We start from the raw sequence: 21,018 nt of genomic DNA on the forward strand, positions 1-21,018 counted from the left end.
ATAAGTTCAGTATAGTATTACAGTAAGCACGACATGCGATATGTTTGCAAATAACGTAAAACGCAAATTGACGACCTCGCATCTTATTTTTTGGTGCATTTATCAGTAAGGAGTTTTCTTGGCTAATTTTCACTTTTATGAACCGCAGCTTGGACACGGATTAGCCCATGATCCATTCAATGCCATCATTGCGCCGCGTCCAATTGGCTGGATTTCAACACAGTCCAAAGCAGGCGTGCTTAACCTGGCGCCATACAGTTTTTTTAATGCCCTTAATTACACGCCTCCCCTGATTGGCTTTTCCTGTGTGGGAGGAAGAAAGGACTCTTTAGTCAATGCACAAGAAACCTATGAGTTTTGTTGGAACTTGGTGTCAAAGCCTCTGGCAAGCGCAATGAATCAAACAAGCAAGCCCTTACCCCCTGAAGAAAGTGAATTTTCAATATCTGGGCTTAAAACAGTTAACAGCAGGGTCGTATCTGTACCCCGCGTAAAAGAGAGCCTTGTTAGCATGGAATGTAAGTTGACCGACATTGTTCAGCTAAAAAATGCGCAAGGTGAGGCTGTAAATAGCTGGTTTATCATGGGCGAAGTAGTGGGCGTGCATATCGATAAATCGCTGATTGAAAATGGCGTGTATAAAACACTAAAAGGCGAGCCCGTAATGCGCGGTGGTGGTGCAGGTGACTACTATACCATCAGTGAAGCAGATTACTTCGAAATGCTTCGGCCACAATAGTGGCGTAACACTTGGCAAAGATAGTTAATTCTCGGCAGTACTTGTGAGGTCTTCTTGTAAGGCCTCAATCTGTTCTAGTACTGATAAAAAACGTTCACCAAAAGGCGTAACCTCATATTCCACTCTAGGTGGTAACTCGTGGTAGACCTGCTTTTTAAGAATGCCAAAATCAATATTGCGCTTTAAACACTGATTTAGCACTTTTGTACTTAGCCCTTCAACCGAGCGGACCATTTCCCCTGGCCGATTGACGCCATTAGCCAACAATTGATATACCGTAAGCGACCATTTGCAGCCGTAAATGGTTTCGACCATGCGCGCGCTATCTTGTGGCGGCAACTTTCTTTCAATTTGTTTTTCTTTAGTATTCATAAAGATGTACCAAAAAGTACCTACCGTACCAAATTATACTTACTATTCATTGGCTTATCTGAAGCGTAAGGTTACCACGAATTTTCAAATTGAAGGACAGTTATTATGACGTTTTCATTCAGTGGTAAAGCTTTAATTGTAGGTGGTTCAAGTGGTATTGGTTTAGCCACAGCTGTCAGCTTAGTTAGCAGCGGTGTAAGTGTGACCATTGTAGGTAAAAATACCGAAAAGCTTCAGCGTGCTGTCGCAAAGCTCAAAGACGCAGTTCAAGATAGTCGAGTACATGTAGACTCATTGAGCGCCGATTTATATAAAGAAAGCGATGTAGAAGCGTTAATTTCACATGTAAAAGCGCAAGCCACACCGTATCAGTATTTGGTTAATGCAGCTGGCTATTTTAATCCTACCGCCTTTGCGCAACATACGCCAAGTGACTATGATCAATACCATACACTTAATAAAAGCGTGTTTTTCATTACGCAAGCGGTGGCTATTGCAATGCAAAATGCGGGTGGCGGCAATATCGTTAATGTAGGCTCTATGTGGGCAAAGCAAGCGGTTAAGGCTACGCCATCGTCTGCGTACTCAATGGCAAAAGCAGGTTTGCATGCGATGACGCAACACCTTGCTATGGAGCTCGCTGAGCACAATATTCGAGTTAACGCTGTTTCGCCAGCGGTGGTAAAAACGCCCATTTACAATGCCTTTATTCCAGAAAATGAAACAGATGAAGTACTCGCTTCTTTTGACGCTTTTCATCCAATTGGACGTATAGGTACACCAGACGATGTCGCCAGCAGTATTGCTTTTCTATTGTCTGACCGAGCAAGTTGGACGACAGGCGCCATTATCGATGTAGATGGCGGCGTGATGGTAAGAGAAATTAAGTATTAACAAGTTAAACGAGAAGGTAGCTTATGCTAAACATGAATTTTGACATACGACTCGCTATTGAAACACAAAGTGAGTCATGGCAGGCGTCGCCGTCAAGTACGGTTTGGCGTAAGCCCCTTGAGCGCGAAGCGAAAGAATCAGGCCATACAACTAGCGTAGTAAAGTACGAAGCAGGTGCCAGTTTTAAACAACACAGCCACCCGTTAGGGGAAGAGATTTTTGTGCTTGAAGGCGTGTTTTCTGACGAACATGGAGACTATCCCGCAGGGACTTATATTCGCAACCCTCCTGGTAGCAAGCACAGCCCTTTTAGTAAAGAAGGGTGCGTAATATTGGTGAAGCTTAATCAGTTTGATAAGCGCGATCTTGAAGAGGTAAGAGTCAATACCAATACGACACCATGGCTTCAGGGGCAGGGTGGTTTACAGGTGATGCCTTTGCATCAGTTTGAAAATGAAAGTGTAGCGTTGGTAAAATGGCCAGCGAATGAAGTGTTTAAACCTCACCGTCATTTTGGTGGCGAAGAAATCTTTGTGCTGTCTGGCACGTTTAAAGATGAACATGGTAGCTACCCTCAAGGTACGTGGCTTCGAAGCCCACATATGAGTCAGCACCACCCCTTTGTTGAGGAAGAAACGGTTATTTTGGTTAAGACTGGGCACTTGCCAGTCGCGCTGTAAACTTCCGCCTTTTTTAGACGATAAGTCCTGAAACAAAAAAGGAGGCGTTTGCCTCCTTTTCTCGTCTTTACCAAACCGTGTTAATCCCACACCCCGTCTTCAGACTTACCTTGAATGTCACAATCGCCCGCTTTGTATTCCACTTTCTCGCCACTGTCTTTTTTCTTGAAGTAGTCTTTACTGATAGAAACAATCGTGGGCGTCATCCACACAATAGCGATAATATTAATCACCGTCATTAAGCCTAGCGCCATATCTGCCATTGCCCATACTTGTGGAAGCGCTGCCTGCGCACCCCAGTAAATCATTCCTAAATAACCAATGGTGTACGCAGCGCGTCCAGCGCGGTTATCTAGCTTAAACATGTGCAGGTTACTTTCGCCATATGCGTAGTTGGCTACCACAGAAGTAAACGCAAATAAGCTGATGGCAGCGGCAACAAAATCTGTTCCGCCTTCACCCAAATGGCTGCTCATGGCGTCTTGCGTAAGGCGAATACCTTCCATTTGCTCTGAACTTGAGCCGCCAGCAAGTAAAATAATAAATGCAGTGGCGGTACAAAGCACCATGGTGTCCAAAAATACGCCTAGCATTTGAATATAACCCTGAGAAACAGGGTGGTTAGGGTTAGGCACTGCACTTGCTGCAGCATGAGGTACAGAGCCGCTTCCGGCTTCGTTAGAGTACAAACCGCGCTGAATACCATTTTTAATCGCCGCGCCAAGCGCACCAGCGCCAGCTTCTTGTAAACCAAATGCTGATTTAACAATATCGAGAAGCATAGCTGGCAGCTCTGATATATTGATAAACGTGATAGCAAGTGCCACTAACACGTAACCTATACCCATGAAAGGCACAACGAATTCGGCGAAGCGCGCGATACCGCGTAAACCGCCTACAACGATAAGTGCTGCCAAGGCAATAATAGCGACACCTACATATTCACTTGGAAATGCATAGGCGTTGTTAAGTGCATCTGTAATGGTATTAGCCTGTACAGCGCTAAATACAAATCCATAGCCGAAGAAAAGGCACAAAGAAAATGCGACAGCAAGCCAGGTTTTATTTAAGCCTTGTTTGATGTAATAAGCAGGACCGCCACGAAATTCACCGTTTTCATCGCGCACTTTATAAAGCTGGCCTAGCACACTTTCGGCAAAGCCCGTTGCCATACCTAAAAGTGCAATCATCCACATCCAAAAAATAGCGCCAGAGCCACCTAAAGATATGGCAACGGCAACATAAGCTAAGTTACTGGTTCCAACCCGAGCGGATAGGCTTGTACAAAGCGCTTGAAATGAGCTAATGCCGTCTTTTGTTGCTGTATTACTGCCTTTTAGCAGAGAAAACATATGGCCAAAGTGTCGCAGCTGCACGCCGCCAAGCTTTACCGTAAACCAAATACCACACGCCAGAAGCATGATAATGAGTACTTGGCCGTCTCCCCACAAAACGTTATTTACAATAGAAACGAGTTCGTTGATCACGCATTTTCCTTTGTTATTGTTATTAGGACTCAGACAACACATCGCAGCAAATTAATACTGTCGTACCTGCACGGTAGGTTCGTGTAGTTAAATTGCCGATCTGGTATAGAAAAGAGTAGGTCCATCAGTCATAAAAGCTCAATACTAGCATGACATTATCAAAAATGGGGGAAGAAAAAAGCGAGTGGCTATTAAGTTTTGAACTTGTTTATAGCAAAAAATAAAAAACCGCTCAAAAGAGCGGCTTTTCGAGAATATGGCTGGGGTAACAGGACTCGAACCTATGAATGGCGGGATCAAAACCCGCTGCCTTACCAACTTGGCTATACCCCAATATTGGTGCGGAAGGAGAGACTTGAACTCTCACGCCGTGAAGCACTGGAACCTAAATCCAGCGTGTCTACCAATTCCACCACTTCCGCGTATGTAGACTTTCCAATTAAGGAAATATAAAAGTTGGTGGCTACGGCGAGATTCGAACTTGCGACCCCATCATTATGAGTGATGTGCTCTAACCAACTGAGCTACGTAGCCTTACACTTTTATTTTCAATAAAAAACCGCTCTATGAGCGGTTTCTCAAGAATTTGGCTGGGGTAACAGGACTCGAACCTATGAATGGCGGGATCAAAACCCGCTGCCTTACCAACTTGGCTATACCCCAATTGGTGCGGAAGGAGAGACTTGAACTCTCACGCCGTGAAGCACTGGAACCTAAATCCAGCGTGTCTACCAATTCCACCACTTCCGCATAGACATTAACTGCAATATTCTTTTAAAAAAGAATGGCTGGGGTAACAGGACTCGAACCTATGAATGGCGGGATCAAAACCCGCTGCCTTACCAACTTGGCTATACCCCAGTCGTGGTGCGGAAGGAGAGACTTGAACTCTCACGCCGTGAAGCACTGGAACCTAAATCCAGCGTGTCTACCAATTCCACCACTTCCGCGCAGCTAATCTTTCCTAAGATTATCGAGAAATATGGTGGCTACGGCGAGATTCGAACTTGCGACCCCATCATTATGAGTGATGTGCTCTAACCAACTGAGCTACGTAGCCTCTTTATTTCTCTTCCCTCTCAGGAAGTGGCGCGTATTATGCGTATATGACTGGCAACCGTCAACCCCTTTTTTACTAACTTTTTCTAAATGCTTATTAAGTGTTCGCTGGGGTACGAATAACACTCAAAAAGTGGCGAATTTGAACAACTTGAGAGATTCTTACCGCATAGCATTACGGTTTGTCATTTGCTAAAAGCGCAGTGGTTGGCAGCACCAATAAAGCACGGTGGACAAGTTTTATACAATGTTTTAATGCTAAACCGCGATGTACAAATACGGCCTCGTACTTTTGAAACCGTATTTTAATTCCATGCCAATCAAAATAATTGAGTTTATGGTGTCGTCGTCGCTTTGGTTTGGTGATAGCACACGTCGATTGGGCGAGGGCCATAACTGTTATCGTGAAAAAACGGGTTGTCCAGCGTTCTACCTATGTGAATGCGCTGTTTAAACTCTTCATTGTTGGTAGTCTGTATAAAGTACGGGGTATCTTGGGGCTTATGTACTTTTGCGCTAACAATAGTGCTGTTTTCAACCAGTGTATCGAGTACACCGCCATTCGCAAGATTTCCTCTCGGTAGTTTTTGTAATATATCCATGCCTTTAACAACACGGCCGACCACAGACATATTTCGGTCTAAGTGTCGCGGCGCTTGACCAATCACAATATAAAACTCAGTACTCGCGGTGTCTTTTTCGCTGTTACGCGCAAAAGCAACCACACCTGGACAATGTAACCCCCACATTTGTTGTTTATCTTTGTCGATGCCCACAGCAAACCCGTCCAAAAAACCGGTCTCAGGGGCAAACATATCTTTGTTTTCAATTGATACAACGTTCCCAGAAAGTGGCAGCGTAAATTCAGCGTCAATATTGGACAAAAGTGCAGGCTCGAATTTAGTAGCATCATGGCTGTCATTACTTCCTGCTTGTGCGACAAAACCATCAACAACGCGGTAAAAATGTTGATTATCGTAAAATTTAGCATTAATCAACGCTTTAAACCGAGCGACATGTTTAGGTGCAAGGGCTGGGTGTAGCGCGATAACCACATCACCTAATGGTGTAGTAAACGTGACGGTTTGTTGTTGAGCTACTTCAAACCATTTATCGGTGTTACTGTTTACAGTGGATTGGCTTGTTTTTGCCAACTTCTCGCTAGGTTCAGAAGCAAGCGCAGGTAGCGTTGCTATTGGCACGCCCAACGACATCAGAATAAGTGTTTTTAGCGTAAAACGCTTAATGGTGGCTGCTTTTTTGTCAGATACGGTGTTTCTACTCATTTCGCTTCCGTTGATGAGACGTGAAAACACTTTTATATCAGGGTGTTTAGGTTTGCTCAAACTTAAAACAAAAAAGCCACCTGAACAGGTGGCTTTAAGCATAGTTTGTCATTGATGCTCACACATCAAGGTAACGCTTTTATACATTAAAACGGAAGTGGATAACGTCGCCGTCTTTTACAATGTAGTCTTTACCTTCTAAACGCCATTTACCCGCGTCCTTCGCACCTTGTTCGCCATTAAACTCTACATAATGGTCGTAACTTACGATTTCTGCACGAATAAAGCCTTTTTCGAAGTCGGTATGAATTTTACCTGCAGCCTGAGGTGCTGTAGAGCCTTCAGGGAATGTCCATGCGCGCACCTCTTTTACACCAGCAGTAAAGTAGGTTTGCAGAGTCAGAAGACTGTAACCTGCACGAATAACGCGGTTAAGGCCTGGCTCTTCTAAGCCCATGTCTTGCATGAATTCTTCACGCTCATCATCTTCAAGCTCAGCAATGTCTGCTTCAATAGCAGCACACACTGCCACTACCGTTGCATTTTCATAAGCGGCAATCTCGCGCACTTGATCAAGATATGGGTTGTTTTCAAAACCGTCTTCGTTAACGTTCGCGACATACATGGTAGGCTTAAGCGTAAGCATGTTCATGTAGCTAATTGCAGCAAGTTCTTCTTTGGTTAGTTCAAGTGAACGCAGAAGTAAGCCTTCATCTAGGTGCGGCTTAATTTTCTCAAGTACTTTCATTTCGTACTTGGCGTCAGCGTCACCACCTTTAGCACGTTTTGCTACACGGTGAAGGGCTTTTTCAGTCGTTTCAAGGTCAGCAAGTGCTAACTCGGTATTGATAACGTCAATGTCGTCCTTCGGACTAACGCGACCAGCAACGTGCACGATGTTTTCATCGTCAAAGCAGCGAACTACGTGGCCAATTGCGTCAGTTTCACGAATGTTAGCCAAGAATTTGTTACCAAGACCTTCACCTTTAGACGCGCCTTCAACTAGCCCCGCAATGTCTACGAATTCCATGGTGGTAGGAATAACGCGCTGAGGATTCACAATTTCAGCTAGCTTGTCCAAACGAAGGTCTGGCACAGGTACTACACCAGTGTTCGGTTCGATGGTACAGAAGGGAAAGTTAGCCGCTTCAATACCCGCTTTAGTTAATGCATTGAAAAGTGTTGATTTACCTACGTTCGGTAGGCCAACAATACCGCATTTAAAACCCATGGTATGGATCCTTGTCTGGAAAAGTAATCACTGTTAATCGGTTACGCTTTATGCGAGTGTAACCTGTTCTGCGCTTGCTTTAGGTCTTCTTTAAGCAGAATTTCGGTGCAGCGAACCGCTTCATCAATCGCGCTTTCAATTGCTGCTTTTTCATCTGCAGGTGGTTTACCTAGCACGTGCCCTGTTACACGGCTTTTGTGGCCAGGATGCCCAATGCCTATACGCAAACGTAAAAAATTCTTGTTGTTACCCATTTTAGCCACAATGTCACGCACGCCGTTCTGACTAGAGCTGCCACCCACCTTGTATTTTGCTACACCTGGAGGTAAATCGAGCTCGTCAAACGCAACTAATATTTGTTCTGGTTCAATTCGGTAGAAGTTAGCAAGTGCTGCAACCGCTTGACCACTCTTATTCATAAAGGTGGTGGGGTAGAGCAATCGAATGTCTTTGCCTGCAATTGTAATGCGAGCCGTTTTACCGAAGAATTTTGTTTCTGGTTTTAGCGGGGCGTTATAGGTGTCGGCAAGTTGGTTTAGAAACCATTCACCTACATTGTGTCGGGTATTGTCGTATTCGGGGCCTGGATTACCCAGACCCACGATAAGGCGAATATCAGCCAAGAGGATTATTCCTCAGTAGCTTCTTCTTCGCTGTCTTCAGCTGCTGCGCCTTTAGCAGGCTTAACAGTTACAACCGCTAGGTCGTGTGCTTCGTCGTTCTTAGCAAGTTCAACAGAAGCTACACCAGCTGGAAGTGTTAGGTCAGACAAGTGTAGTGTTTGACCCATTTCAACGCCTGCCATGTCTACTTCGATGAACTCTGGTAGATCTTTAGGCTGACAAGTCACTTCGATTTCTGTTAGGTGATGCTCAGCAACACCGCCAGCTTTAACCGCTGCAGATGACTCTTCGTTGATGAAGTGTACTGGAACGTTAGTGTGTACAGCTTGACCAGCGATTACACGTTGGAAATCGATGTGCATGATCTTTGGCTTGTACGGGTGACGTTGCATATCTTTAACAAGAACTTCAACTGCTTTACCGTCTACGTTCAAAGTAAGAACGTGAGAGTAAAACGCTTCAAATTCAGAAGCTTGAAATACTTTGTTATGAGCAAGAGTGATAGAAACTGGCGCTTCTTCACCACCGTAAATGATACCTGGAAGCTTATCTTCGCGACGTAGGCGGCGGCTCGCACCTTTCCCTAGGTCTGAACGAACAGATGCGTCTAGGTTAAAAATTGCTTCAGACATTGTCTGTCTCCAATTATAAAGTCTAATGGTGTAGGTTTTTGCGACCAAAACCTACTGTTAAATCGTGTTAGTCCGTGATAAAAAAGCACGTCTTTACACCACCCCGAATTTCAAGGGCGGCGAATTCTAACACCACAGCATCAAACATACAATTGATAGTGAGCAAAAAACGCCAACCGAGAGCTGGCATTAATGTGTGGGTTTGTTCTCTATAACCTTACTGGAATCGAGTACTTTTATGTCTTTAACTTGCAAGACGGTGCCAAATTGAGTGAAGGTCATCACATCAGGCTTGGTTACGCCATTCACTTCGACAATTAAGCCGTTTCTCTGGTGCGATTCATCCAGACCGTGAAGCGTGTAGCGATCGCCATTTTCTGCAATAAACGCAAAAAAGCCGCCTTCTAAATCTTTATAGATAATGCTTCCTGTTAGCGTAACTTCATTTTTTTCCATAGATTCTGTCGCCGCTGCTTGTTCTACTAGGTTCCGCAATTAACGTTTTAGGCATTTCTTGATCAGGTGATGTTTGTGCTTCTTGGGCTGACATCGCCTCTTTGTCCACTTGCTCGCTTGTGGGTGTTTCATCATTGTCACTACATGCGCAAAGTAGTAAAGATGTGGCTAGGGTGGTAAGTAAGTAGCGCTTTTTTGTTTTCATTTTTCGTCCTTAATACTAGGTGTCCGAGCCTGTCAACACAGTGTTGTGTGACGCACAATCGATAAAAGACGAGTATAACGCGAATTTGAGAGATGGGAAGTTGCTTACGATTGGGCAAGCAGACAAATAAAAAAGGTGAGCATGAAGCTCACCTTTTTCTTTAGCATTTATTTTAGTATTCAAACATGGCCGAGATAGATTCTTCGTTACTGATACGTCGAATCGTTTCTGCCAGCATTTCAGATAAAGTAAGCTGCTTTACTTTACCCATTTTCTGCATGTCGGCGCTTAGCGGTATTGAATCTGTCACGATGATTTCATCAATCACAGATTCTTTTAAATTGTTTACCGCGTTACCTGAGAAAATAGCGTGTGTTGCATAAGCGTAGACTTTACGAGCACCATGTGCTTTTAACGCTTCTGCCGCTTTTGCTAACGTACCACCAGTATCAATCATGTCGTCAACAATAATACAATCACGGTCTTTCACATCACCAATAATGTTCATCACCTGAGCAACATTGGCTTTAGGGCGACGCTTGTCGATAATGGCTAAATCAGTATCGTTTAACAATTTGGCCGTTGCGCGAGCTCGTACAACACCACCAATGTCAGGCGACACAACAACCGGGTCCACAAAGTCTCTTCTTACCATATCAGCAAGAAGGATAGGTGTTCCGAACGCATTATCAACAGGAACATCAAAGAACCCTTGAATCTGCTCGGCGTGTAGGTCGATGGTAAGAACGCGGTCAACACCAACATTAGATAGGAAATCTGCCACTACTTTCGCAGTGATAGGCACCCTAGCTGAACGAACACGACGGTCTTGACGTGCATAACCAAAATAGGGAATAACCGCCGTAATACGACCAGCAGATGCTCGACGCAGTGCGTCGATCATCACGATCATTTCCATTAGGTTATCGTTAGTAGGCGCACAGGTAGACTGGATAATAAAAACGTCCGAGCCACGGACGTTTTCATGAATTTCTACGCTGATTTCACCGTCACTGAAACGGCCAACTTTGGCATTTCCAAGTTTGGTATAGAGGCGATCGGCAACTTTCTGGGCAAGTTCTGGTACGGCATTACCTGCAAAGAGCTTCATATCTGGCACAAGTGGTTCCTCAGTGCGTTGATAAAAGAGGTTTGGCTGGGGTAGCAGGACTCGAACCTACGAATGGCGGGATCAAAACCCGCTGCCTTACCAACTTGGCTATACCCCAATTTTTAAGTTCTTGTCCGATGTGGCGTACACGCTATTTTTGTTGTTCTAATTTATCTAATAGTGGTGAGCGGTTTACACCTTTTGCAACAAAACCCTGCCAATTGTCAGGCATTTCAGCCTGAACTTGTTCAGCAACAGCGCGGTCGGAAAAAGTGGCAAACACGCAGGCACCTGTGCCCGTCATTCGCGACGGTGCGTAGTGTACCAACCACTGTAATAATTTTGCAACTTCGGGATAGCGATTCGCGACTAATTGCTGACAATCGTTGTGAGTTTTTTCGAATTTATAGTCTTGCCACTGAATTGCAGGCGTATTTCTTGGCAGCTCAGGTGCTGTGAACACTTCCGCCGTACTCACATGTACATTGGGGTTGGCAACTAAATAGTACATTTCAGGTTGTGGCGCGGGGCTAATCTCCTCTCCAACACCGCCAGCAAATGCCGTTAAACCGCGCACAAAAATAGGCACATCGGCACCAAGTGACAACCCCAATGCTGCCAGCTCATCTTCACTTAAACCCGTGTTCCATAGGTGATTAAGGGCCACTAAGGTAGTTGCTGCATTTGAAGAACCGCCACCTATTCCTCCCCCCATAGGGAGGCATTTATCAAGAGTTATCGTCGCGCCAAGCGTACATTGTGTCTTTTCGGCCAGTAAACGTGCTGCTTTTATAATGAGATTGTCGTCATCGGCTACGCCAGAAAGCGGTGCGCTCATTTTAATGGTCGAATTTTGTTCTATTGTAAAGGCTAGTTGATCGCCATGGTCGAGCATTTGAAACAAGCTTTGAAGCTGATGGTAGCCATTGTCGTATCGCCCAAGAATATGAAGAAACAAGTTAAGCTTGGCCGGAGATGGCCACCAATCAAATGTTGGGTTTAGGGTTTTCACTGAAGTGTCCATTCGTAAATTTTTATTTTTAATTGAGTTTTCGGCGTTTCAGATGTTTCAGGCTGAGTGAGTGTAATATTGTGCGGTAGCCATACACTCTCGCCATTGCTGGTTTCCACACTGCCGTAATTGCCATAGCTCACGCGCCAGTTTCGGCAAAGTGCGCATTGGCTTTTAAGTGTATTCACCAGCCCCTTTTCCGTAAGCGTATAGGTATCGTCTCGAAGAGGAAGCCCTTTAACCCAAGAGAGCAATGAATTCACGGGAATAATCATGCCAGTAATTTGATATATCAGTGGTTCAGGTTCGGCATCTATATAGGTGTTTCCGTCAGCCTCTAGCACGGATTGCGAGGCATCGACGTTTAAATCCACCATGCTTACCCCAAGAAAATTCGCTAATCGAAATTCAAAATTACCGGAATCGTTTTTCCATACTAGATTTAGACTTGCTGCCTCTTTACCCTGTCTAAATGCAATCTTGCCGCGCATTTGCCATTTTTGAACTTGTGCTACTTTTTGTAGTTGTGAAGTTAGATTAACCGCAGTGTCAGGCCCAGTAGGTAGGGAGGTACATGCGCCTAATGCAAGGGCGATGGTTGTACAAAACAGGAAAATACGAATCATTTCAGTGGTTTTACCTAATAGTAAAATGAATGTAACGAGAGCTTAATGTTTAATGACAATATGGGAACACAGTTTCACCAACACTTTCAATCATTTTGGCTTTTTCGTACAATGCCGCTCCGACGTTGCCAGCACAGATTTTAATGACTTTACTCGCCCTTGGTATTAACCACAAAACAGCCCCAGTCGCATTGCGTGAAAAAGTGGCCTTTACACCAGACTCTTTGGTGGAAGCACTTGCGAGCTTAAAAAAGTTAGACGGGATTGACGAGTCGGTTATTGTTTCAACCTGCAATCGCACAGAGTTGTATGTCAATACTCAAGATGAAAGTGGACAGAAGTTACTTCAATGGCTGAGTGACTTTCATCATCTCGATGTGACGGAAATAGCCAATAATAGCTATGTACTGGCCCAAGACGATGCGGTTAAGCATATAATGCGTGTAGCCAGTGGCTTAGATTCTTTGATACTAGGTGAACCTCAGATATTAGGACAAGTTAAGCAGGCCTACGGTGATGCTAAGCATTCGGGAATGATAAACAGCGAATTTGACAAACTGTTTCAACATACATTTTCGGTGGCAAAGCGGGTTCGAAGCGAAACTGATATTGGTGCAAATGCTGTCAGTGTTGCATACGCAGCAGTACAATTGGCAAAACATATCTTTGCCGAGCTACCTAAACGCTCGGTCTTGCTCGTTGGTGCGGGGGAAACTATAGAATTAGTGGCACAGCACCTAAAAGAGCAAGGTGTTGATAAAATTGCGGTCGCCAATAGAACGGTCGCACGAGCTGAAACTCTCGCTGAAACCCTGGGTGCTACAGTCTATACACTCTCTCAAGTGCCTGAGCACTTAAAAGACTTTGATATTGTGATCAGTTCTACCGCCAGTCAGCTACCCTTAATAGGAAAGGGCATGGTAGAGAAGGCGTTAAAACAGCGCAAGAACATGCCCATGTTCTTAGTCGATTTGGCTGTGCCGCGAGACATAGAATCAGAAGTTAACGAGTTAGGTGATGCCTATCTATACACTGTTGATGATTTGCAGCACATCGTACAGAAAAATTTAGAAAATCGAGAGCAAGCCGCTATTGAAGCTGAAAAGCTTATTGATAGGCAAGCTGGCGATTACATGACATGGAAGCAGTCACAACAATCCATTGATTTAGTAAGGCAATACCGTCAAAAAGGCATGGCGCAGCGTGACGATATTGTCGAAAAAGCCAAAACACAGTTGGCTGAAGGTAAAAATGCCGAAGCGGTATTAGAAGAAATGGCGTATAAATTAACTAATGCGCTATTACATCCAACCACGTTGGCGTTGCGCGAAGCAGCCATGCACGATGACCCCGCGTTAAGTCGCTGGATGGGGCAAGCATTAGCATTGTCTGACCATACGTCAGAAAATAATAAATAAGGTAAAAAGACGAATATGAAAGAGTCGGTAGTAAGAAAGCTCGAGCACCTCGTTGAGCGTTTCGAAGAAGTTCAGGCCCTGCTTGGTGATCCTGAAGTTATCGGCGATCAAGAAAAGTTTCGCAATCTGTCAAAAGAGTTTAGCCAATTAGAAGACGTTGTAGCAGGGTTCAATGCCTATCAACAGGCACAAGAAAACCTATCATCTGCTCTTGAAATGCTAAACGAAGACGATGCAGAAATGCGTGAAATGGCGCAAGAGGAAATGAAGGAAGCCAAGGCGGACATCGAACGTCTTGAGACTGAGCTTCAGGTACTCCTATTGCCGAAAGACCCTAATGACGATAACAACTGTTTCTTAGAAATCCGTGCTGGAGCGGGTGGCGATGAAGCCGCTATCTTCGCTGGTGACTTATTCAGAATGTATAGCCGTTATGCTGAAAGCCGAGGCTGGCGCGTCGAACTTGTGAATGCCAACGAAGGCGAACACGGGGGCTACAAAGAAGTTATCGCCAACATAAGTGGTGATGGTGTTTATGGTGTTATGAAATTTGAATCTGGCGGTCACCGCGTTCAACGTGTGCCAGAGACTGAGTCACAAGGCCGTATTCACACCTCAGCGTGTACTGTGGCGGTATTACCAGAAATTCCAGAGTCAGAAGCCATTGAGATAAACCCGGCTGAGCTTCGCATTGACACATTCCGTGCTTCTGGTGCGGGTGGTCAGCACGTTAACAAAACGGACTCGGCTATTCGTATAACTCACTTGCCTTCAGGCTTGGTAGTTGAATGTCAGGATGAGCGTTCACAGCATAAAAACAGAGCAAAGGCGATGTCTGTTTTGCAAGCGCGACTGAACCAGATTGAAGAAGAAAAGCGAGCCGCTGAAGAGGCTTCTACCCGTAAAAGTTTGGTGGGTAGTGGTGACCGTTCAGAGCGCATCCGCACATACAACTTTCCTCAAGGTCGCGTAACAGACCATCGTATTAACCTTACTATCTATCGCTTAGATGAGGTGGTTGAGGGTGACTTGAAACAGCTTATCGATCCTATTTTACAGGAGCACCAAGCCGACCTTCTTGCCTCGCTTTCTGACGAGTAAAGATGCGTATCGACACCGCCCTTGGCTGGGCAATCTCTCAACTTGAGGGCGGTGAGTCGCCCTCGGTTGACGCTAAAGTCTTGTTGGCACATATTCTCAATCAGTCCCAGACATACCTATTTACATGGCCAGATAAAACACTCTCGCCGCAGCAACAGCAACAATTCGAGCACGCCGTTAAAGAAAGGCAAGCAGGTAAGCCCGTTGCTTACATTATTGGCCAACGAGATTTCTGGACACTGTCGCTTGGCACATCGCCACATACCTTGATTCCTCGTCCGGATACCGAAGTTCTTGTTGAGCGTGCACTAGCCTGGTTGCAACAACCCAGTCAGTCGCACTTAAACCATGAGCTTGAAATATGTGATTTGGGCACTGGCACTGGTGCAATTGCATTATCACTTGCTGCTGAACTGCCAAAATGTAGAGTCATTGGTGTCGATTTTCTTGACGAAGCTGTTCATCTCGCGACGTCCAATGCTAAGCGCAACAGCATAACAAACGCGACCTTCATACAAAGCGATTGGTTCAGTGCGCTCGATGGATATAAATTTGATGCCATTGTGTCAAATCCTCCGTATATAGAAACAACAAGCCCCTATTTGTTGGAAGGTGACGTGAGGTTTGAACCATCGTCAGCCCTGACCTCTGGTGTGGACGGTTTGGACGATATTAGGCACATTATTCATAGCGCCCCTAGCTTTTTAAAGGCTAGTGGGATGTTAGCGTTCGAACATGGCTTCGACCAAGCTGAGCAAGTCCAGCAACTTTTGCGTCAAGCTGGATTTATTGATGTGGTGTCCTATAAGGATTATGGCGGTAATGATCGAGTGACCCTTGGACAAATTAGTGGTTGAAAAATGTGCGAGCTTGCTTATATTGTGTAAAGCGTAAAGATTCAACGCTCGATAAAAACAAAAAGTGTAAAGCTAAACAATCTCTTACCTTACAGGATGTATTAGATGAACGATGATTTTCTATTCGCAGACGATGACGATGACAAAGAAATAGATGATCTGGGTAGCTGGAAAGTTCTCATCGTTGACGATGAGCCAGAAGTACATGCCGTCACTAAACTTGCACTCAATGACTTTAGTTTGAATGGCAAAACACTCGAATTTGTAAGTGCATATAGTGGAGAAGAAGCACGTCAGTGTTTCCAAGATCACGACGATATCTCGGTCGTGCTACTTGATGTTGTGATGGAAACTGACGATGCAGGCCTTCGGGTTGCTGAGTTTATTCGCAATGAAATGGACAATCACTTTACAAGAATTATTTTACGTACTGGCCAACCAGGGCAGGCGCCTGAAAAAGACGTTATTATCAATTACGATATTAACGACTATAAATCAAAAACCGAACTTACAGCACAAAAGCTTTTCACCGTAATCATTGCTGCCTTGCGTTCCTATCGCGATATTATTGTTATTGAAGAAAATCGCCGTGGTCTTGAAAAGATTATCGATGCATCGGTAGATTTGTTTTCTTCTCGCTCGCTTGAAAAATTCATGCAGGGAATTATCCAGCAGCTCGCCTCTATTTTGGGGTGCTCGAAAGATGCGGCCTATATCACTACCGCTGTGGCGACAACGTCAAGGACGCTAAATAATTTTAATAGTGCTATGGGCAAAGATGAACTTTATGTCTTTGCTGGCAATGGCGAATATGCCAACAAAGAAGGCAAAGCACTAAAAGAAGCAATCAGTGCTGAAGAATATGCGCTTTGCGCTCAGGCTATGCGTGACAAGCGAATCGTGTATGCCGAGGATCACGTGGTAGCATACTGTAATAGTAAGTCGCATAAAGGGGCGCTACTTTATTTGTCGGGCCTTCCACGTCGGATTGGTGAAAGTGACAGGCACCTCGTTAAGCGCTTTTCAGACAGTGTACAGCTTGCTTTCGATAACGTGTTAAAAACCGTGGATGTTGAGGCTACACAGCGTGAAATTATCGAACGCTTAGGAAAAGTGTTAGAGCACGATACTGAGTCATCAAATCATATCAAACGTATGGTTGAAATGTCGGCTCTGTTAGGACAGAAAGCTAGCTTGAACGAAAAAGAAGTCAATGCGCTTAAGCTTGCTATCCCGCTTCATGATATTGGGACATCGGTCGTTCCAAAGTCGATTCTTCATAAATCTACTCCACTTACCGAGGACGAAATTTTTGAGATTCGTAAGCATGCAGAGTTTGGTTATCAAATTTTAAAAAGTTCTAGTAGGCCAACCATTCAGTTGGCAGCAACGCTCGCAAAGGAACATCACGAGCGCTGGGACGGTAAAGGCTATCCCGATGGAAAGGCTGCAATGGGAATAAAAGTTGAAAGCCGAATAGCGACTTTGGTAGACGTGTTTGATGCCCTTATAAACGCACGTCCGTATAAGTAGGCGTGGACGATAGATAAAGTAGAGTCGGTCATACAAGAAGAAAGCGGAAAGCACTTTGACCCCGAACTGGTTTCGCTATTACTTAATGACCTTCCGGCATTTTTGGCCATACAAGCGCGTTATCCTGATGATGAAAAGCAGGCGTAGTTGGCAACCCTGTTTGATAATCATACAAACAGAGCAGAAACTGAAGAAAAGCGTAACGCGATGCGCTTAAATTGACGATAATTACAGGTGCATTTGCACCTGTATTTTTTTATATAAAACAACAAACAAAAATAGGACATTTTCCATGTATATAATGGCGAAACATCTTCACTTGACGGCAGTTGCACTGAGTATTCTATTTTTCATTTTTAGGTTTATATGGTCACAGTTTAATGCTGAGGCTTTGTCGAAAAAATGGGTGAAAGTACTGCCGCACATCATTGACACCGTTTTACTTGCCAGCGCAATTTGGCTTTGTGTTATTCTTTCACAATACCCATTCGTAAACGCTTGGTTGACTTTTAAAGTCATTGGCGTGGTTTTATATATTGTGTTTGGTTTGTTCGCGCTCAAAAAAGCCAAAACAGCGATAGGTCGCTGGAGCTTCTTTGTAGCAGCGCTTGCAGTGTTGATGGCGACTGCTATGGTTGCCGTCACCAAACAGCCTCTTTTTTAGATAATTTTGGATACAAACATGTCTGAATCTCAACAGATTATTCGCGTTGGTGACGTAGAAGTTGCTAACCATTTGCCATTTGTACTTTTCGGTGGCATGAACGTACTGGAGTCTCGTGATTTAGCAATGCGTATTGCTGAGCACTACGTTGAAGTAACGCAAAAATTGAATATTCCCTATGTATTCAAAGCGTCATTCGATAAAGCAAATCGCTCGTCAGTGACCTCATATCGCGGGCCCGGTATGGAAGAAGGGCTGCGCATTTTTGAAGAGATAAAATCTACCTTCAATGTTCCACTTATTACCGATGTACACGAGCCTCATCAAGCGGCACCTGTTGCAGAGGTGGTTGACGTAATTCAACTACCCGCGTTCTTGGCGCGTCAAACTGATCTCGTTGTTGCTATGGCCAAAACGGGCAATGTGATTAACGTTAAGAAACCTCAGTTTTTAGCACCACATGAAATGCGCCATATCATTGGTAAGCTTGGTGAAGCAGGCAATGACAATGTTATTTTATGTGAGCGCGGCAGTTGCTTTGGGTATAACAATCTCGTGGTTGATATGCTAGGTATGGATGCCATGAAGGCCTATGCGCCTGTTATTTTTGACGCTACACATGCACTGCAAATGCCTGGTGGTCGTGCTACATCTGCTGACGGTCGTCGTGCGCAAGCAGCGCAATTAGCGCGAAGCGGAATGGCGTTAGGTTTGGCTGGTTTGTTTATTGAAGCACATCCAAATCCAGATGAAGCTAAATGCGATGGTCCTTGTGCTTTACCGCTGGCAAAACTTGAACCTTATTTACAACAAATGAAAGCGTTAGATGAACTTGTGAAAGGGTTTGAAGCGTTAGATACAAGCAATACGTAATGTATATTAAATATGGCGGATAAATTGATGGCGTATCTTAGGTGCAAGCATAAGCATCCGTATCAGGTGTGAGAGTGGCTTATTCGCTTTCGGCGACGTTGACGCTCTCTTCACGCTTGCGCATAGCAAGAAGGTTTTCGTGTAACTTCACCTGTGTTGCTTCTGCTAATATTGCTTTAGATTGCTTTTTTACAAGAATATGTGCGTCGTTTTCAGGAAGCACGTCTGCCATTTTTACACTCGTCATGGCAGTGTTGATTAGTGATTGAAGATTGATCTTTTCTGGTTGTGCGTTAGCATTTGCAGCGGCACTTGCGAATGCCATTACAGACACGCTAGCTAGTAGTAATTTTTTCATTTTCACACCTAATAAAAATAATTAAAAATATGTTTTAAATTGTTAAAATGTTTAACAATTGAGCTGTATAAAACTCTGAAATTCAATGCTCTTTTTAAATTTCGAGCAAATAGTAGTCAGTATTGGTGTAAAAATAAAACGAGTTAAAGTATGGGTGGTCATTAGAAAAACTAATGATTATATCATGCGACGGTCACATTGGATTAAAAAATAATTATGCACCGACGTTTACCCCCACTAAATGCGCTGAAAGCCTTTGAAGCTGCTGCCCGACACTTGAGTTTTACAAAGGCTGCGGATGAGCTTTTTGTTACGCAGGCTGCGGTGAGTCACCAAATAAAAGCGTTAGAAGATTTCTTATCAATGAAATTGTTTCTACGTCGTAACCGCACTTTGCTTCTAACCGAAGAGGGTCAGGCGTACTTTCTCGAATTGAAAGATATTTTTAAACACCTTCAGGAAGCGACGGAAAGGTTGTTAGCAAAAGGCAGTAAAGGCGCCATTACAGTAGCCATGCCGCCTAGTTTTGCGAGCCAGTGGCTAGTGCCGCGTATACACAAATTTAGTTTGGCTCATCCTGATATCGATGTGCGTATCAAAGCCGTAGACTTTGATGAGGGTTTTTTAGAAGACGATGTAGATGTCGCTATCTATTATGGAAAAGGCCGATGGAGTGGTCTACAGGCCGACCAGCTTCATAGAGAGTTCTTGACCCCGTTGTGCTCGCCATTGTTATTTCAAGGCCCCAAACCTTTGTCTGACTTGTCAGACTTGCGTCATCATGTACTTCTACATGACTTAAGTCGCGCGGCGTGGAAAAACTGGCTTAAAACGGTTGGCGTCGCGGGCGTGAATGTAAATCAGGGGCCGGTTTTTAGTCACTCAATGTTAGTGCTTCAAGCTGCTGCACTGGGGCAGGGTATTGCCCTGGGCAACACTGTGCTTGCGCGTCCTGAGATTGAAGCTGGGCGACTCGTAATGCCGTTTGAAGAGCGTGTAGAAAGTAGGGATGCTTTCTATTTAGTGTGCGAGGAATCACAAGCAGAGTTGGGCAAAATTGCTGCCTTTAGAGATTGGATTTTAGCGTTAGTCGAGGAAGAGCAAGACGATGTTTGATGTTGAAGTGCACAATGCCACCAACCCAGTGGCTAGGCTCATATTGGCTCATGGTGCGGGTGCGGGCAAAGAGCATGAGTTTATGCAAACGGTGGCACAAGCGTTAAATGCACATAGTATCGAGGTTGTTTTGTTTAACTTTCCCTATATGCAAGTTATTAACGAGACAGGGAAACGTCGACCACCGGACAAAGTTGAAAAGCTGCTTGCGCATTTTTCAGACGTTGTTGCTCATGTTTCCCAGACGTGTGAATCACTGCCTACTTTTATCGGTGGGAAGTCGATGGGTGGGCGGATGGCCACAATGTTGGTAGACGACGTTGAAAGCGTGAAAGGTGCGGCAGTTCTTGGCTACCCTTTTCATCCGCCAGGAAAACCCGAAAAGACAAGAACAGACCACCTTGAAGCTATAGCGAAACCCGTACTTATTGTACAAGGAGAGCGCGATACGTTTGGTACACGAAGGGAAGTAGAGGCCTATGCGCTTTCATCATCAATTCGTTGTGAGTTTCTTGTTGACGGTGATCACAGTCTTAAACCGCGAAAGGCTAGTGGAAAAACGCATCAAGAACATATCGAGCATGCTTCGACACTGATAGAAGCCTTTATCAAAAATACGATTCAACGCTAACGCAGTAATCGCGTTACAACATCAAGCGCTACCGAGCAAACGTTAGCAAACAGT

22 protein-coding genes, 9 tRNA genes and 1 pseudogene are annotated in these 21,018 nt (G+C 44.6%); 11 read left to right on the forward strand and 21 right to left on the reverse strand.

Annotation, left to right across the window (positions count from 1 at the left end):
• Positions 1 to 118: 118 nt before the first annotated feature.
• Entirely contained in the window at positions 119 to 739 is a 621-nt protein-coding gene (locus V6N89_RS07705; protein ID WP_346993614.1) for a flavin reductase family protein, read from the forward strand.
• Between the two features lie 24 nt (positions 740 to 763).
• Here V6N89_RS07705 and V6N89_RS07710 read toward each other — a convergent pair whose 3' ends face one another.
• Positions 764 to 1,111, reverse strand: a complete 348-nt coding sequence (locus V6N89_RS07710; RefSeq protein ID WP_338517049.1) for a winged helix-turn-helix transcriptional regulator — start codon at positions 1,109 to 1,111, stop codon at positions 764 to 766.
• Between the two features lie 105 nt (positions 1,112 to 1,216).
• On the opposite strand from V6N89_RS07710, the gene V6N89_RS07715 reads away from it, so the two are divergent.
• Together V6N89_RS07715 and V6N89_RS07720 are read left to right on the forward strand one after the other, a co-directional pair.
• On the forward strand, positions 1,217 to 2,005 hold the full coding sequence (locus V6N89_RS07715; protein ID WP_346993615.1) for an SDR family NAD(P)-dependent oxidoreductase: 789 nt from the start codon (positions 1,217 to 1,219) through the stop codon (positions 2,003 to 2,005).
• A 23-nt stretch (positions 2,006 to 2,028) separates the two neighbouring features.
• Complete coding sequence (locus V6N89_RS07720; RefSeq protein WP_338517051.1) at positions 2,029 to 2,685, forward strand: cupin domain-containing protein; 657 nt, start codon at positions 2,029 to 2,031, stop codon at positions 2,683 to 2,685.
• 80 nt (positions 2,686 to 2,765) lie between these two features.
• On the opposite strand, the gene V6N89_RS07725 is transcribed toward V6N89_RS07720, so the two are convergent.
• From V6N89_RS07725 to lolB, 19 genes are all read right to left on the reverse strand, one after another.
• Entirely contained in the window at positions 2,766 to 4,172 is a 1,407-nt protein-coding gene (locus V6N89_RS07725) for an alanine/glycine:cation symporter family protein (protein WP_346993616.1), read from the reverse strand.
• A 257-nt stretch (positions 4,173 to 4,429) separates the two neighbouring features.
• Positions 4,430 to 4,505, reverse strand: a tRNA-Gln gene (locus V6N89_RS07730).
• 4 nt (positions 4,506 to 4,509) lie between these two features.
• Positions 4,510 to 4,594: transfer RNA gene (locus V6N89_RS07735), tRNA-Leu, on the reverse strand.
• Positions 4,595 to 4,629: 35 nt separating this feature from the next.
• A tRNA-Met gene (locus tag V6N89_RS07740) sits at positions 4,630 to 4,706 on the reverse strand.
• A 53-nt stretch (positions 4,707 to 4,759) separates the two neighbouring features.
• Positions 4,760 to 4,835, reverse strand: a tRNA-Gln gene (locus V6N89_RS07745).
• 2 nt (positions 4,836 to 4,837) lie between these two features.
• Positions 4,838 to 4,922: transfer RNA gene (locus V6N89_RS07750), tRNA-Leu, on the reverse strand.
• A 35-nt stretch (positions 4,923 to 4,957) separates the two neighbouring features.
• Positions 4,958 to 5,033: transfer RNA gene (locus tag V6N89_RS07755), tRNA-Gln, on the reverse strand.
• 4 nt (positions 5,034 to 5,037) lie between these two features.
• Positions 5,038 to 5,122 (reverse strand) — tRNA-Leu (locus V6N89_RS07760).
• Positions 5,123 to 5,155: 33 nt separating this feature from the next.
• Positions 5,156 to 5,232: transfer RNA gene (locus tag V6N89_RS07765), tRNA-Met, on the reverse strand.
• Between the two features lie 334 nt (positions 5,233 to 5,566).
• Positions 5,567 to 6,517, reverse strand: coding sequence for a peptidylprolyl isomerase (locus tag V6N89_RS07770; RefSeq protein WP_338517052.1), 951 nt, complete (start codon positions 6,515 to 6,517; stop codon positions 5,567 to 5,569).
• Positions 6,518 to 6,656: 139 nt separating this feature from the next.
• Positions 6,657 to 7,748: a redox-regulated ATPase YchF gene (gene ychF, locus V6N89_RS07775; RefSeq protein ID WP_346993617.1), complete on the reverse strand. Its 1,092-nt coding sequence runs from the start codon at positions 7,746 to 7,748 to the stop codon at positions 6,657 to 6,659.
• 41 nt (positions 7,749 to 7,789) lie between these two features.
• Positions 7,790 to 8,371: an aminoacyl-tRNA hydrolase gene (pth, locus tag V6N89_RS07780; protein ID WP_346993618.1), complete on the reverse strand. Its 582-nt coding sequence runs from the start codon at positions 8,369 to 8,371 to the stop codon at positions 7,790 to 7,792.
• A 5-nt stretch (positions 8,372 to 8,376) separates the two neighbouring features.
• On the reverse strand, positions 8,377 to 9,003 hold the full coding sequence (locus tag V6N89_RS07785; RefSeq protein ID WP_338517053.1) for a 50S ribosomal protein L25/general stress protein Ctc: 627 nt from the start codon (positions 9,001 to 9,003) through the stop codon (positions 8,377 to 8,379).
• Between the two features lie 189 nt (positions 9,004 to 9,192).
• Positions 9,193 to 9,459, reverse strand: coding sequence for a hypothetical protein (locus V6N89_RS07790; RefSeq protein ID WP_338517054.1), 267 nt, complete (start codon positions 9,457 to 9,459; stop codon positions 9,193 to 9,195).
• Positions 9,446 to 9,664 (reverse strand): hypothetical protein, encoded by a 219-nt coding sequence (locus V6N89_RS07795; protein ID WP_346993619.1) that lies wholly within the window; start codon positions 9,662 to 9,664, stop codon positions 9,446 to 9,448. Before V6N89_RS07795 ends, V6N89_RS07790 begins: the two co-directional genes overlap by 14 nt.
• Positions 9,665 to 9,836: 172 nt before the next feature.
• The gene (locus V6N89_RS07800) at positions 9,837 to 10,784 is read right to left on the reverse strand and encodes a ribose-phosphate pyrophosphokinase (RefSeq protein WP_338517056.1); all 948 of its coding nucleotides are present in this window, start codon (positions 10,782 to 10,784) and stop codon (positions 9,837 to 9,839) included.
• A 33-nt stretch (positions 10,785 to 10,817) separates the two neighbouring features.
• Positions 10,818 to 10,893, reverse strand: a tRNA-Gln gene (locus V6N89_RS07805).
• 33 nt (positions 10,894 to 10,926) lie between these two features.
• On the reverse strand, positions 10,927 to 11,799 hold the full coding sequence (gene ispE / locus V6N89_RS07810; RefSeq protein ID WP_338517057.1) for a 4-(cytidine 5'-diphospho)-2-C-methyl-D-erythritol kinase: 873 nt from the start codon (positions 11,797 to 11,799) through the stop codon (positions 10,927 to 10,929).
• Positions 11,784 to 12,413, reverse strand: a complete 630-nt coding sequence (gene lolB, locus V6N89_RS07815; protein WP_338517058.1) for a lipoprotein insertase outer membrane protein LolB — start codon at positions 12,411 to 12,413, stop codon at positions 11,784 to 11,786. Before lolB ends, ispE begins: the two co-directional genes overlap by 16 nt.
• Before the next feature lie 143 nt (positions 12,414 to 12,556).
• Between lolB and hemA the strand changes: the two genes are divergently transcribed.
• From hemA to kdsA, 6 genes and pseudogenes are all read left to right on the forward strand, one after another.
• The gene (hemA, locus tag V6N89_RS07820) at positions 12,557 to 13,831 is read left to right on the forward strand and encodes a glutamyl-tRNA reductase (protein WP_338517059.1); all 1,275 of its coding nucleotides are present in this window, start codon (positions 12,557 to 12,559) and stop codon (positions 13,829 to 13,831) included.
• Positions 13,832 to 13,846: 15 nt separating this feature from the next.
• Positions 13,847 to 14,932: a peptide chain release factor 1 gene (gene prfA, locus V6N89_RS07825; protein ID WP_338517060.1), complete on the forward strand. Its 1,086-nt coding sequence runs from the start codon at positions 13,847 to 13,849 to the stop codon at positions 14,930 to 14,932.
• 2 nt (positions 14,933 to 14,934) lie between these two features.
• Complete coding sequence (gene prmC / locus V6N89_RS07830) at positions 14,935 to 15,789, forward strand: peptide chain release factor N(5)-glutamine methyltransferase (protein ID WP_338517061.1); 855 nt, start codon at positions 14,935 to 14,937, stop codon at positions 15,787 to 15,789.
• Between the two features lie 105 nt (positions 15,790 to 15,894).
• Positions 15,895 to 17,469 (forward strand): annotated as a pseudogene (locus V6N89_RS07835) (DUF3369 domain-containing protein).
• A 145-nt stretch (positions 17,470 to 17,614) separates the two neighbouring features.
• Positions 17,615 to 17,986, forward strand: coding sequence for a SirB2 family protein (locus V6N89_RS07840; protein WP_338517062.1), 372 nt, complete (start codon positions 17,615 to 17,617; stop codon positions 17,984 to 17,986).
• An 18-nt stretch (positions 17,987 to 18,004) separates the two neighbouring features.
• Entirely contained in the window at positions 18,005 to 18,859 is an 855-nt protein-coding gene (gene kdsA / locus V6N89_RS07845; protein WP_338517063.1) for a 3-deoxy-8-phosphooctulonate synthase, read from the forward strand.
• Positions 18,860 to 18,938: 79 nt separating this feature from the next.
• Here the strand turns inward: kdsA and V6N89_RS07850 are convergent, their stop codons facing one another.
• Positions 18,939 to 19,217 carry a hypothetical protein gene (locus V6N89_RS07850; protein WP_338517064.1) on the reverse strand — a complete coding sequence of 93 codons (279 nt, stop codon included), beginning with the start codon at positions 19,215 to 19,217 and terminating at the stop codon, positions 18,939 to 18,941.
• Between the two features lie 216 nt (positions 19,218 to 19,433).
• Here V6N89_RS07850 and V6N89_RS07855 point away from each other — a divergent pair, with 216 nt between their 5' ends.
• The gene (locus V6N89_RS07855) at positions 19,434 to 20,333 is read left to right on the forward strand and encodes a transcriptional regulator GcvA (RefSeq protein ID WP_338517065.1); all 900 of its coding nucleotides are present in this window, start codon (positions 19,434 to 19,436) and stop codon (positions 20,331 to 20,333) included.
• Positions 20,326 to 20,964, forward strand: a complete 639-nt coding sequence (locus V6N89_RS07860) for an alpha/beta family hydrolase (RefSeq protein WP_338517066.1) — start codon at positions 20,326 to 20,328, stop codon at positions 20,962 to 20,964. Before V6N89_RS07855 ends, V6N89_RS07860 begins: the two co-directional genes overlap by 8 nt.
• Positions 20,965 to 21,018 lie beyond the last annotated feature (54 nt).

Source organism: Alteromonas gracilis (assembly GCF_036870955.2).
Taxonomy (GTDB): domain Bacteria; phylum Pseudomonadota; class Gammaproteobacteria; order Enterobacterales; family Alteromonadaceae; genus Alteromonas; species Alteromonas gracilis_A.

Bases quoted from the DNA above. Each gene is read 5' to 3' on its own strand.
- V6N89_RS07710 (WP_338517049.1), bottom strand. From the start codon at position 1,111: ATGAATACTAAAGAAAAACAAATTGAAAGAAAGTTGCCGCCACAAGAT.
- V6N89_RS07715 (WP_346993615.1), top strand. From the start codon at position 1,217: ATGACGTTTTCATTCAGTGGTAAAGCTTTAATTGTAGGTGGTTCAAGT.
- V6N89_RS07720 (WP_338517051.1), top strand. From the start codon at position 2,029: ATGCTAAACATGAATTTTGACATACGACTCGCTATTGAAACACAAAGT.
- V6N89_RS07770 (WP_338517052.1), bottom strand. From the start codon at position 6,517: ATGAGTAGAAACACCGTATCTGACAAAAAAGCAGCCACCATTAAGCGT.
- ychF (WP_346993617.1), bottom strand. From the start codon at position 7,748: ATGGGTTTTAAATGCGGTATTGTTGGCCTACCGAACGTAGGTAAATCA.
- V6N89_RS07785 (WP_338517053.1), bottom strand. From the start codon at position 9,003: ATGTCTGAAGCAATTTTTAACCTAGACGCATCTGTTCGTTCAGACCTA.
- V6N89_RS07790 (WP_338517054.1), bottom strand. From the start codon at position 9,459: ATGGAAAAAAATGAAGTTACGCTAACAGGAAGCATTATCTATAAAGAT.
- V6N89_RS07795 (WP_346993619.1), bottom strand. From the start codon at position 9,664: ATGAAAACAAAAAAGCGCTACTTACTTACCACCCTAGCCACATCTTTA.
- ispE (WP_338517057.1), bottom strand. From the start codon at position 11,799: ATGGACACTTCAGTGAAAACCCTAAACCCAACATTTGATTGGTGGCCA.
- lolB (WP_338517058.1), bottom strand. From the start codon at position 12,413: ATGATTCGTATTTTCCTGTTTTGTACAACCATCGCCCTTGCATTAGGC.
- hemA (WP_338517059.1), top strand. From the start codon at position 12,557: ATGACTTTACTCGCCCTTGGTATTAACCACAAAACAGCCCCAGTCGCA.
- prfA (WP_338517060.1), top strand. From the start codon at position 13,847: ATGAAAGAGTCGGTAGTAAGAAAGCTCGAGCACCTCGTTGAGCGTTTC.
- prmC (WP_338517061.1), top strand. From the start codon at position 14,935: ATGCGTATCGACACCGCCCTTGGCTGGGCAATCTCTCAACTTGAGGGC.
- V6N89_RS07840 (WP_338517062.1), top strand. From the start codon at position 17,615: ATGTATATAATGGCGAAACATCTTCACTTGACGGCAGTTGCACTGAGT.
- kdsA (WP_338517063.1), top strand. From the start codon at position 18,005: ATGTCTGAATCTCAACAGATTATTCGCGTTGGTGACGTAGAAGTTGCT.
- V6N89_RS07850 (WP_338517064.1), bottom strand. From the start codon at position 19,217: ATGAAAAAATTACTACTAGCTAGCGTGTCTGTAATGGCATTCGCAAGT.
- V6N89_RS07855 (WP_338517065.1), top strand. From the start codon at position 19,434: ATGCACCGACGTTTACCCCCACTAAATGCGCTGAAAGCCTTTGAAGCT.
- V6N89_RS07860 (WP_338517066.1), top strand. From the start codon at position 20,326: ATGTTTGATGTTGAAGTGCACAATGCCACCAACCCAGTGGCTAGGCTC.